This window comes from Pseudomonas sp. TE12508, from assembly GCF_056279485.1.
On sequence record NZ_JBWCCN010000003.1, the window covers coordinates 17,088 to 28,417 of the forward strand.

The following is an 11,330-nucleotide window of genomic DNA, read 5'->3' on the forward strand; positions in this document are numbered from 1 at the left end:
TTAATGGATAAGACAAAGCAGACTGCGCCGTCCGCGGTGCCGCGCCATGTCGCGATCATCATGGATGGTAATAATCGCTGGGCGAAAAAACGCTTTATGCCGGGTGTCGCCGGGCATAAAGCGGGCGTGGATGCGGTGCGTGCGGTGATTGAGGTGTGTGCCGAGGCCAAGGTCGAAGTACTGACCTTGTTCGCCTTCTCCAGTGAGAACTGGCAGCGCCCGGTAGATGAAGTCAGTGCCTTGATGGATTTATTCTTCAAGGCGTTGCGTCGCGAGGCCAAGCGTCTCAACGACAACAACATCAGTTTGCGCATCATTGGTGATCGCTCGCGTTTTCACCCGGAGCTTCAGGCGGCCATGCGCGAAGCCGAGACGATGACTGCCGGTGACAACCGCTTTGTCCTGCAGATCGCTGCCAACTACGGCGGTCAGTGGGATATCGCGCAAGCCGCGCAGCGTCTGGCCCGTGAAGTTCAGGCCGGGCATCTGCGTCCGGAGGACATTACCCCCGAGCTGTTGCAAACCTGCCTGGCGACCGGTGATCTGCCGTTGCCAGACTTGTGCATCCGTACCGGTGGCGAGCATCGCATCAGCAATTTCCTGCTGTGGCAGCTGGCTTACGCCGAGTTGTACTTCTCCGACCTGTTCTGGCCGGACTTCAAACACGACGCCATGCGCAATGCGCTAGCCGATTTCGCTTCTCGCCAGCGTCGCTTCGGTAAAACGAGCGAGCAGGTCGAGGCTGGAGCCCGGGTTTAATGCTTAAACAACGAATCATCACGGCACTGATTCTGCTGCCGATTGCCCTGGGCGGGTTTTTCCTGCTCGAAGGGTCCGGTTTTGCGCTGTTCATCGGGCTGGTGGTGACGCTTGGGGCGTGGGAGTGGGCGCGGTTGGCAGGTTTCGCTGCTCAGTCGATTCGCCTTGCCTATGCCGCTGTGGTCGCGTTGATGCTGTTTTTCATGCATATCCTGCCGGGGCTCGCGCCTTGGGTGTTGGGCGCTGCAGTGCTCTGGTGGGGCGTGGCCACGTATCTGGTGCTGACCTATCCCCGGTCCAGCGAACATTGGGCCAGTGCTGCCTGCAAACTGGTGATCGGTTTGTTGATTCTGTTACCGGCGTGGCAAGGCCTGGTTCTGATCAAGCAGCAGCCCTTGGGTAACTGGCTGATCATGGCGGTGATGGTGCTGGTCTGGGGGGCTGATATCGGTGCGTACTTTTCCGGTCGGGCCTTCGGCAAACGCAAGCTGGCGCCACAGGTCAGCCCTGGCAAGAGCTGGGAAGGCGTGTACGGCGGCTTGCTGGTGAGTCTGATGATTACAGCAATCGTCGGTTTTGTGCGGGACTGGAGTTTCGCTCAGATGCTGATGGGGCTGTTCGGTGCCGCAATAATCGTGTTCATTTCGGTGGTGGGCGACCTCACCGAAAGCATGTTCAAGCGCCAGTCGGGGATCAAGGACAGCAGTAATCTGCTGCCTGGCCACGGCGGCGTGCTGGACCGAATCGATAGCCTGACGGCGGCGATTCCGGTATTCGCCGTGCTGCTGTGGATGGCCGCACCGTGAGCCGCCCACAACAGATTACCGTGCTGGGAGCGACCGGTTCGATTGGTCTGAGTACCCTTGACGTCATCGCTCGTCATCCCGAGCGTTATCAGGTTTTCGCCTTGAGCGGTTTCACTCGTTTGAGTGAACTGTTGGCGCTGTGTGTGCGTCATGTGCCGCGCTTCGCCGTCGTGCCGGAATCTGGCGCTGCCCGACGCTTGCAGGACGATTTGCGCGCGGCCGGTCTGTCGACCCGGGTTCTGGTAGGGGAGGAGGGCTTGTGTCAGGTCGCCTCCGATCCGGAAGTCGATGCGGTAATGGCGGCTATTGTCGGTGCGGCGGGCTTGCGTCCGACTCTGGCGGCGGTCGAGGCTGGCAAGAAGATTCTTCTGGCCAATAAAGAAGCGCTGGTGATGTCCGGTGCGCTGTTTATGCAGGCTGTGCGCAAAAGCGGTTCAGTGCTGCTGCCGATCGACAGCGAACACAACGCGATTTTCCAGTGCATGCCACAGGATTTCGCTCGTGGACTTGGCGCGGTCGGGGTGCGTCGGATTTTACTGACAGCCTCTGGCGGCCCGTTCCGGCAGACGCCCATGGCCGAACTGGAGCATGTTTCCCCCGAACAAGCGTGTGCCCATCCGAATTGGTCCATGGGGCGCAAGATTTCAGTGGATTCGGCCAGCATGATGAACAAAGGGCTCGAGCTGATCGAAGCCTGCTGGCTGTTCGATGCCACGCCGTCCCAGGTCGAAGTGGTGATTCACCCGCAGAGCGTGATCCATTCACTGGTCGACTACATCGATGGTTCGGTATTGGCGCAGTTGGGCAATCCGGACATGCGCACGCCGATCGCCAATGCCCTGGCCTGGCCGGAACGAATCGACTCGGGGGTTGCGCCGCTGGACCTGTTTGCCATCGCTCGCCTGGATTTCCAGGCGCCCGATGAGGAACGTTTTCCGTGCCTGCGCCTTGCGCGTCAAGCCGCCGAAGCTGGCAATAGCGCGCCGGCCATGCTCAATGCCGCGAATGAGGTGGCTGTGGCGGCGTTTCTCGACGGGCGGGTTCGCTACCTGGAAATCGCGAGTATTATCGAGGAAGTGTTGAACCTCGAGCCTGTGGTTGCAGTGAATGATCTCGAGGCAGTGTTTACGGCTGATGCGAAAGCACGGGTACTGGCCGGGCAATGGTTGAGCCGTCACGGGCGATAAGTGCTGCAATACGTTGCCCCATGCAGCACTGATAGGATTGCGGAGAAAGTACATGAGCGCGCTCTATATGATTGTCGGCACCCTGGTAGCGCTGGGTGTGCTGGTCACCTTCCACGAGTTCGGCCATTTCTGGGTCGCACGTCGCTGTGGGGTCAAAGTGCTGCGTTTCTCCGTGGGCTTTGGCATGCCGTTGTTGCGCTGGCACGACAGCAAAGGCACTGAGTTCGTAATCGCCGCCATCCCGTTGGGTGGCTACGTGAAGATGCTCGACGAGCGCGAAGGCGAGGTCCCGGCCGAGCAGGTCGATCAATCCTTCAATCGCAAATCTGTCCGTCAGCGCATCGCCATCGTCGCGGCCGGCCCGATCGCCAACTTTCTATTGGCAATGGTGTTTTTCTGGGCATTGGCAATGCTGGGCAGCGAGCAGGTGCGGCCGGTTATCGGCGCGGTAGAGTCTGGCAGTATTGCCTCCAAGGCAGGTTTGAGCCCGGGCCAGGAAATCATGGCCATCGATGGCGAGCCAACCTCCGGCTGGGCTGCGGTGAATCTGCAACTGATCCGTCGCTTGGGTGAGAGCGGTTCCCTTCAATTGCTGGTCCGCGAACAGGGCTCCACGGTGGACTCGCCCCGTGAGCTGGTGCTGGACAAGTGGCTCAAGGGGGCTGAGGAGCCAGATCCGATTCGCTCGCTGGGCATTCGTCCTTGGCGTCCGGCGTTGCCACCCGTCCTGGCCGAATTTGATCCGAAAGGGCCGGCTAAGGCTGCCGGCCTGAAAACGGGTGACCGCTTGTTGGCCCTTGATGGCAAGGCGCTGGACGACTGGCAGCAGGTAGTCGACATCGTCCGTATGCATCCGGATACCAAAATCATGCTGCGCGTCGAGCGCGATGGTGCTCAAATCGACGTCCCTGTGACGTTGGCCGCTCGCGGCGAGAGTAAATCGCCCAGTGGTTATCTGGGCGCCGGGGTGAAAGCGGTCGATTGGCCACCAGAGATGATTCGCGAAGTCAGTTACGGTCCGGTGGCTGCGATTGGCGAGGGTGCCCGACGCACTTGGACCATGAGTGTACTGACCCTCGATTCGCTCAAGAAAATGTTGTTCGGTGAGCTCTCGGTAAAAAACTTGAGTGGACCGATAACCATTGCTAAAGTGGCGGGCGCTTCTGCCCAGTCGGGCGTCGCTGATTTCCTGAATTTCCTTGCTTATCTGAGTATTAGTCTTGGGGTTCTGAATTTGTTGCCCATTCCTGTACTGGATGGGGGGCATTTGTTGTTTTATCTGATCGAGTGGGCGCGTGGTCGTCCCTTGTCGGATCGGGTGCAAGGTTGGGGGATACAGATCGGTATCAGTTTGGTGGTCGGGGTGATGTTACTTGCTCTGGTTAATGATCTGGGCCGACTGTAACGCTTCGCTGAATTGCGAATCTGCCGCATTTTGCGGCAGTTTTTATTGCCAGTTGGAATAAGAAAGGACTTCATGAAACGTCTGCTGCTAACTGCGGTTCTCACCGTATTGATGATCGCCGAAGTTCACGCCGAGTCCTTCACTATCTCTGATATTCGCGTCAATGGCCTACAGCGGGTCTCCGCGGGTAGCGTCTTTGGTGCCTTGCCGTTGAACGTCGGCGAACAGGCGGATGATCGTCGCCTGGTGGAATCCACTCGTGCGTTGTTCAAAACCGGGTTCTTTCAAGATATCCAGCTGGGTCGCGATGGCAACGTCCTCGTCATCACTGTAGTCGAGCGTCCGTCGGTCGCCAGTATCGAGATCGAAGGCAACAAGGCGATCTCCACTGAAGACCTGATGAAGGGCCTCAAACAATCCGGTCTGGCCGAAGGCGAGATCTTCCAGCGCGCCACCCTTGAAGGTGTGCGTAACGAGCTGCAGCGTCAGTACGTCGCTCAGGGCCGCTACTCCGCTACCGTCGATACCGAAGTGGTGCCACAGCCGCGTAACCGCGTGGGCCTGAAGGTCAATATCAACGAAGGCACCGTTGCAGCTATCCAGCACATCAACGTGGTGGGTAACACTGTTTTCCCTGATGAAGACCTCATCGACCTGTTCGAACTCAAGACCAGCAACTGGTTGTCGTTCTTCAAGAATGACGACAAGTACGCTCGTGAAAAACTCTCCGGTGACCTGGAGCGTCTGCGCTCCTACTATCTGGATCGCGGCTATATCAATATGGATATCGCTTCGACCCAGGTGTCCATCACCCCGGACAAGAAACACGTCTACATCACCGTCAACGTCAACGAAGGCGAGAAGTACACCGTTCGTGACGTCAAGCTCAGCGGTGACCTGAAAGTCCCTGAAGACCAGATCAAGTCCCTGCTGCTGGTTCAGAAAGGCCAGGTGTTCTCGCGCAAGCTGATGACCACCACGTCTGAACTGATCACCCGTCGCTTGGGTAACGAGGGTTACACCTTCGCTAACGTCAACGGCGTGCCTCAGCCTCACGATGACGATCACACGGTCGATATCACGTTCGCTGTCGATCCGGGCAAGCGTGCTTATGTGAACCGTATCAACTTCCGTGGCAACACCAAGTCCGAAGACGAAGTGCTGCGTCGTGAAATGCGTCAGATGGAAGGCGGTTGGGCTTCGACTTACCTGATCGATCAATCCAAGACCCGTCTGGAACGTCTGGGCTTCTTCAAGGAAGTCAACGTCGAGACGCCGGCCGTGCCCGGTGTCGATGACCAGGTTGATGTGAACTACAGCGTTGAAGAGCAGGCGTCCGGCTCGATTACCGCCAGCGTCGGTTTCGCCCAGAGTGCCGGTCTGATCCTTGGTGGTTCGATCACCCAGAACAACTTCCTGGGTACCGGTAACAAGGTCAGCGTCGGTTTGACCCGCAGTGAATACCAGAGCCGCTATAACTTCGGTTATGTCGACCCGTACTGGACTGCTGACGGTGTGAGCCTGGGTTACAACGCTTTCTATCGCACCACCGACTATGACGACCTCGACGTCGACGTGGCCAGCTATGCCGTAGACAGCCTGGGTGCGGGCGTGAGCGTCGGCTACCCGATCAGTGAGACTTCGCGCCTGACCTTCGGCCTGACCGCGCAACAGGACAAGATCAAGACTGGCCGATACACGGTTGATGAGATTTTCGACTTCGTTAATCAGGAAGGCGACAATTACCTGAACTTCAAGGCCTCGGCCGGTTGGTCCGAGTCCACGCTGAACAAAGGTGTATTGGCGACCCGTGGTCGTTCCCAGAGCCTGACTCTGGAAGCCACCACCCCTGGCAGCGACTTGTCGTTCTTCAAACTTGATTACCGTGGCCAGTTGTTCCAGCCATTGACTGAAAACTACACCATGCGCCTGCACACTGAACTGGGTTACGGCGATGGTTACGGTTCGACCGACGGCCTGCCGTTCTATGAAAACTACTATGCTGGTGGTTTCAACTCGGTTCGTGGCTTCAAGGACAGTACCCTTGGTCCTCGCAGTACGCCAAGCCAGGGCACTAACCCGGGTACGTCTCGAGATCCTGACCAGGATCCACTGCCATTCGGTGGTAATGTCCTGATCCAGGGCGGTGTTGAGGTTCTGTTCCCTCTACCGTTCGTCAAGGATCAGCGTTCCCTGCGTACTTCGGTATTCTGGGACGTGGGTAACGTGTTCGACTCGACGTGCAAAGAGACCAGGAACGCTGACGGTTCGAAGTCCAATACGCAGTGCAACGACATTAGCCTGAGCAACATGGCCAGTTCCGTTGGTATCGGCGTGACATGGGTTACCGCGCTCGGTCCTCTGAGCTTCGCACTGGCGATGCCGGTCAAGAAACCGGATGACGCTGAAACTCAAGTGTTCCAATTCTCCCTCGGCCAGACGTTCTAAGCATCTGACCCAAGATAACGACAATGGATTTTGTAGGAGTGCATCGTGCGTAAGTTGACTCAATTGGTTCTCCTGGCGACCGTACTGGTTGCAGGACCGGCTTTTGCCGATATGAAAATTGCCGTACTGAATTATCAGATGGCACTGCTGGAATCTGACGCGGCGAAAAAATACGCCGTGGATGCCGAGAAGAAGTTTGGCCCGCAACTGACCAAGCTCAAGAGCCTGGAAAGCAGCGCCAAGGGTATTCAGGACCGTCTGATGGCCGGTGGCGACAAGATGCAGCAAGGCGAGCGCGAACGTCTGGAACTCGAGTTCAAGCAAAAGGCCCGTGATTTCCAGTTCCAGTCCAAGGAATTGAACGAAGCCAAAGCCGTTGCCGACCGTGAAATGCTGAAGCAGCTCAAGCCGAAACTGGACAGCGCTGTGGAAGAAGTCATCAAGAAAGGTGCCTTTGACCTGGTCTTCGAGCGTGGCGCAGTGATTGATGTCAAGCCTCAGTACGACATCACTCGCCAGGTTATCGAGCGCATGAATCAGCTGAAGTAACCCATGACAGCGACTATAAAGCTCGGCCAGTTGGCCGAGTTCCTCGGCGCCACCTTGCGTGGCGACCCGAAGAAAGCAATTACTGGGCTAGCCACTTTGCAAGAGGCTGGCCCAGCTCAGTTGAGCTTTCTGGCAAATCCTCAATACCGTAAATACCTGGCTGACAGTCGGGCCGCAGCCGTATTGCTGAAGGCCGCTGACGCAGAAGGTTTTGCCGGTGATGCACTGGTGGTGCCGGATCCGTATCTGGCCTACGCGCGCGTTTCCCACTTGTTCGATCCCAAACCCAAGGCGCCTGCCGGTATTCACCCGACAGCGGTGGTGGCAGCGGATGCAGTGGTCGATCCAGCGGCGAGCATCGGTGCCTTTGCGGTCATCGAAAGTGCAGCGCGTATTGGCGCAGGTGTGACCGTTGGAGCTCATTGCTTCATCGGTGTGCGCTGCGAAATCGGCGAAGGTGGCTGGTTGGCCCCGCGCGTCACGCTGTATCACGATGTGCGCATCGGTAAACGGGTGGTGATTCAATCCGGTGCCGTGCTCGGCGGTGAAGGCTTCGGTTTTGCCAACGAGAAAGGTGTCTGGCAGAAAATCGCCCAGATCGGCGGTGTCTCGATCGGCGATGACGTGGAAATAGGCGTAAATACCGCTATCGATCGCGGCGCACTGGCCGATACCGTTATCGGCAATGGTGTGAAGCTCGACAACCAGATTCAGATCGCTCACAACGTCCAGGTCGGTGATCACACTGCCATGGCCGCCTGTGTGGGGATCTCCGGCAGCACCAAAATCGGCAAGCATTGCATGCTCGCCGGTGGCGTAGGGCTGGTGGGACATATCGAGATTTGCGACAACGTTTTCCTGACCGGGATGACCATGGTGACCCACTCGATTACCGAGCCGGGTTCCTATTCTTCCGGTACGGCGATGCAACCGGCAGCCGAATGGCGTAAAAGCGCGGCCCGTATCCGTCAGCTTGATGACATCGCGCGACGTTTGCGACAGCTGGAAAAGCGTGTAGGGGACGTGACCCCTGGCGGTAATGCTTCATCAGATGGCTGATACCATTTCCATATCAAGTGTGCACAGCCGCTAGACTGCCTCCTTGATTTGCTAGAGGAGTGCGCGTCAGTCGCGCGCTCCCAATCTTTACATAGGCTTCCCCCCGAAATGATGGACATCAACGAGATTCGCGAATACCTGCCTCACCGTTACCCGTTCCTGCTGGTGGACCGGGTCGTGGATCTGGATGTGGAAGGCAAGCGCATTCGCGCCTACAAGAATGTCAGCATCAACGAACCGTTCTTCAATGGTCACTTCCCTGCGCATCCAATCATGCCGGGCGTACTGATCATTGAGGCGATGGCTCAGGCTGCCGGGATCCTTGGTTTCAAAATGCTCGACGTGAAGCCTGCCGACGGCACGCTTTATTACTTCGTCGGCTCCGACAAACTGCGCTTCCGTCAGCCTGTGCTGCCGGGCGATCAGTTGATCCTGGAAGCCAAGTTCCTGAGCTGCAAGCGTCAGATCTGGAAGTTCGAATGCCAGGCTTCGGTCGATGGCAAGCCAGTCTGCTCCGCTGAAATCATCTGCGCGGAACGCAAACTATGAGTTTGATTGACCCTCGCGCAATCATCGATCCGACGGCCATTCTGGCCGACGACGTCGAAGTCGGCCCTTGGTCGATCATCGGCGCAGGTGTGGAAATCGGCGAGGGGACAGTGATCGGGCCGCATGTGATTCTCAAGGGCCCGACCCGAATCGGTAAGCACAACCGCATCTACCAGTTTTCTTCGGTAGGCGAGGACACGCCCGATCTGAAATACAAGGGCGAAGAAACCCGTCTGGTCATCGGTGACCACAACGTCATCCGTGAAGGCGTGACGATTCACCGCGGGACCATTCAGGACCGTTCGGAAACGACCCTGGGCGATCACAACCTGATCATGGCCTATGCCCACATCGGTCACGACAGCGTTATCGGCAACCACTGCATCCTGGTCAACAACACCGCGTTGGCGGGCCATGTACACGTTGAAGACTGGGCGATCCTGTCCGGTTTTACCCTGGTTCACCAGTATTGCCACATTGGCGCCCACAGCTTTTCCGGTATGGGTACTGCCATTGGCAAGGACGTTCCAGCCTACGTCACGGTTTTCGGCAACCCGGCCGAAGCCCGCAGCATGAACTTCGAAGGCCTGCGCCGTCGCGGTTTCAGCGAAGATGCGATTCACGCGCTGCGTCGTGCCTACAAGGTGGTTTACCGCCAGGGCCTGACGGTCGAGCAGGCGCTTGTCGAGCTGGCCGAACCCTCGCTGCAGTTCCCGGAAGTCGCGGTGTTCCGTGACTCCATCCAGTCTTCGACCCGCGGCATCACCCGTTAACCATGGCCAATTTGCGTATTGCGCTGGTGGCGGGAGAGGCTTCCGGTGACATTCTGGGTGCGGGCCTCATGCGCGCACTCAAGGTTCAGCATCCGGCGGTCGAGTTCATCGGTGTCGGCGGTCCGCTGATGCAGGCCGAAGGCTTGACGTCGTATTTCCCGATGGAACGCCTTTCTGTCATGGGGCTGGTGGAAGTGCTGGGCCGTTTGCGCGAGCTGTTGGCACGTCGCAAGAAACTGGTCGCAGACCTGATCGCCGAGAAGCCGGACGTGTTCATCGGTATCGATGCCCCGGACTTCAACCTCAATATCGAACTCAAGCTGCGTCAGGCCGGGATCAAGACCGTGCATTACGTCAGCCCGTCGGTCTGGGCCTGGCGACAGAAGCGGGTGCTGAAGATTCGCGAAGGTTGCGACCTGATGCTGACGCTGTTCCCGTTCGAAGCTAAATTTTATGAAGAGAAGGGCGTGCCGGTGCGGTTTGTCGGCCATTCCCTGGCCGATGCGATTCCGCTTGAGGCTGATCGCGCCGCAGCGCGGGCCGAACTTGGCTTGCCGGATGGGCCGCTGGTCGCCCTGATGCCGGGTAGCCGGGGTGGTGAGGTCGGGCGCCTTGGTGCGCTGTTCCTCGACACCGCCCAGCGCGTGCGTGCCATGCGCCCGGGCGTACGGTTCGTCATGCCATGCGCGAGCCCGCAGCGCCGGGCCCAGCTTGAAGAGCTGCTGGCCGGTCGTGATCTGCCACTGACCTTGCTCGACGGCAAGTCCCATCTGGCCCTGGCTGCTTGCGATGCCGTGTTGATCGCTTCGGGCACCGCTACGCTGGAAGCCTTGTTGTACAAGCGGCCGATGGTGGTCGCTTATCGCTTGGCACCGCTGACGTTCTGGATTCTCAAACGGATGGTGAAGAGTCCCTACGTCTCGTTGCCGAATCTGCTGGCCCAGCGCCTGCTGGTGCCGGAGTTGTTGCAGGACGATGCGACGGTTGAGGCCTTGGCCCAGACCCTGTCGCCACTGATCGAAGGTGGCCAGGAGCAGACCCGAGGCTTTGACGAAATCCACCGAACCCTGCGCTTGGACGCCTCCAATCAGGCAGCGGACGCGGTACTGAACCTGATTGGCAGAGCATAATGAGCAAAGCAAGCAAGCAGCTGGGCCTGGATTTTATGCTGGTCGATGAGGTTGTAGATCTGGTGGCGGGTGTCGATGAAGTCGGTCGCGGCCCGCTGTGCGGTGCGGTGGTGACGGCGGCAGTGATCCTCGATCCGGGCCGCCCCATCCTGGGCCTCAACGATTCCAAAAAGCTCACCGAAGCCCGTCGCGAAGCGCTTTACGACGAAATCTGCGAAAAAGCCCTGAGCTGGTATGTCGCTCGGGCTGAAGTAGAAGAAATCGATGAGCTGAACATTCTTCACGCCACCATGCTGGCCATGCAGCGTGCTGTCGAGGGGCTGCATATTCAGCCGAAACTGGCGATGATCGACGGCAACCGTTGCCCGAAGCTCTCGATGCGCGCCGAAGCGGTGATCCAGGGTGATGGCAAGGTGCCAGCCATTGCCGCGGCATCGATTCTGGCCAAGGTCAGCCGTGATCGAGAAATGGCGGCATTCGAACTGATTTATCCGGGTTACGGGATCGGAGGCCATAAAGGCTACCCGACACCCGTTCATCTGGAAGCGCTGGCCCGCTTGGGGCCGACCCCAATCCATCGTCGCTCGTTCGCCCCGGTACGCTTGGCGTATGAAGCGCGGGAAAACCTGATCGGGAGTTAGTCGCAGGCTGATGTTTTACTCAAG

11 protein-coding genes are annotated in these 11,330 nt (G+C 58.4%); all 11 read left to right on the forward strand.

Translation table 11 applies throughout. From position 1 onward, the window contains the following. Positions 1–3 precede the first annotated feature (3 nt). Entirely contained in the window at positions 4–759 is a 756-nt protein-coding gene (gene uppS, locus ACZ9IM_RS04375) for a polyprenyl diphosphate synthase (RefSeq protein WP_427626125.1), read from the forward strand. Beyond that, the gene (locus ACZ9IM_RS04380; RefSeq protein ID WP_427626124.1) at positions 759–1,565 is read left to right on the forward strand and encodes a phosphatidate cytidylyltransferase; all 807 of its coding nucleotides are present in this window, start codon (positions 759–761) and stop codon (positions 1,563–1,565) included. Before uppS ends, ACZ9IM_RS04380 begins: the two co-directional genes overlap by 1 nt. Continuing rightward, on the forward strand, positions 1,562–2,752 hold the full coding sequence (gene ispC, locus ACZ9IM_RS04385; RefSeq protein WP_427626123.1) for a 1-deoxy-D-xylulose-5-phosphate reductoisomerase: 1,191 nt from the start codon (positions 1,562–1,564) through the stop codon (positions 2,750–2,752). Before ACZ9IM_RS04380 ends, ispC begins: the two co-directional genes overlap by 4 nt. A gap of 52 nt (positions 2,753–2,804) precedes the next feature. Further along, the gene (gene rseP, locus ACZ9IM_RS04390) at positions 2,805–4,157 is read left to right on the forward strand and encodes a sigma E protease regulator RseP (protein ID WP_476223450.1); all 1,353 of its coding nucleotides are present in this window, start codon (positions 2,805–2,807) and stop codon (positions 4,155–4,157) included. A gap of 72 nt (positions 4,158–4,229) precedes the next feature. Next, the gene (gene bamA / locus ACZ9IM_RS04395; RefSeq protein WP_476223451.1) at positions 4,230–6,605 is read left to right on the forward strand and encodes an outer membrane protein assembly factor BamA; all 2,376 of its coding nucleotides are present in this window, start codon (positions 4,230–4,232) and stop codon (positions 6,603–6,605) included. 45 nt (positions 6,606–6,650) lie between these two features. Then, positions 6,651–7,154, forward strand: a complete 504-nt coding sequence (locus tag ACZ9IM_RS04400) for an OmpH/Skp family outer membrane protein (protein WP_007907155.1) — start codon at positions 6,651–6,653, stop codon at positions 7,152–7,154. Between the two features lie 3 nt (positions 7,155–7,157). Next, a complete protein-coding gene (gene lpxD, locus ACZ9IM_RS04405; RefSeq protein ID WP_427626121.1) occupies positions 7,158–8,213 on the forward strand; it encodes a UDP-3-O-(3-hydroxymyristoyl)glucosamine N-acyltransferase in 1,056 nt (351 codons plus the stop codon). Between the two features lie 108 nt (positions 8,214–8,321). After that, entirely contained in the window at positions 8,322–8,762 is a 441-nt protein-coding gene (gene fabZ / locus ACZ9IM_RS04410) for a 3-hydroxyacyl-ACP dehydratase FabZ (protein WP_007907157.1), read from the forward strand. Next, positions 8,759–9,535: an acyl-ACP--UDP-N-acetylglucosamine O-acyltransferase gene (gene lpxA / locus ACZ9IM_RS04415; protein ID WP_063342640.1), complete on the forward strand. Its 777-nt coding sequence runs from the start codon at positions 8,759–8,761 to the stop codon at positions 9,533–9,535. Before fabZ ends, lpxA begins: the two co-directional genes overlap by 4 nt. 2 nt (positions 9,536–9,537) lie before the next feature. Then, entirely contained in the window at positions 9,538–10,665 is a 1,128-nt protein-coding gene (gene lpxB, locus ACZ9IM_RS04420; protein ID WP_008072670.1) for a lipid-A-disaccharide synthase, read from the forward strand. Continuing rightward, the gene (rnhB, locus tag ACZ9IM_RS04425) at positions 10,665–11,306 is read left to right on the forward strand and encodes a ribonuclease HII (RefSeq protein ID WP_427626120.1); all 642 of its coding nucleotides are present in this window, start codon (positions 10,665–10,667) and stop codon (positions 11,304–11,306) included. Before lpxB ends, rnhB begins: the two co-directional genes overlap by 1 nt. Positions 11,307–11,330: the final 24 nt, after the last annotated feature.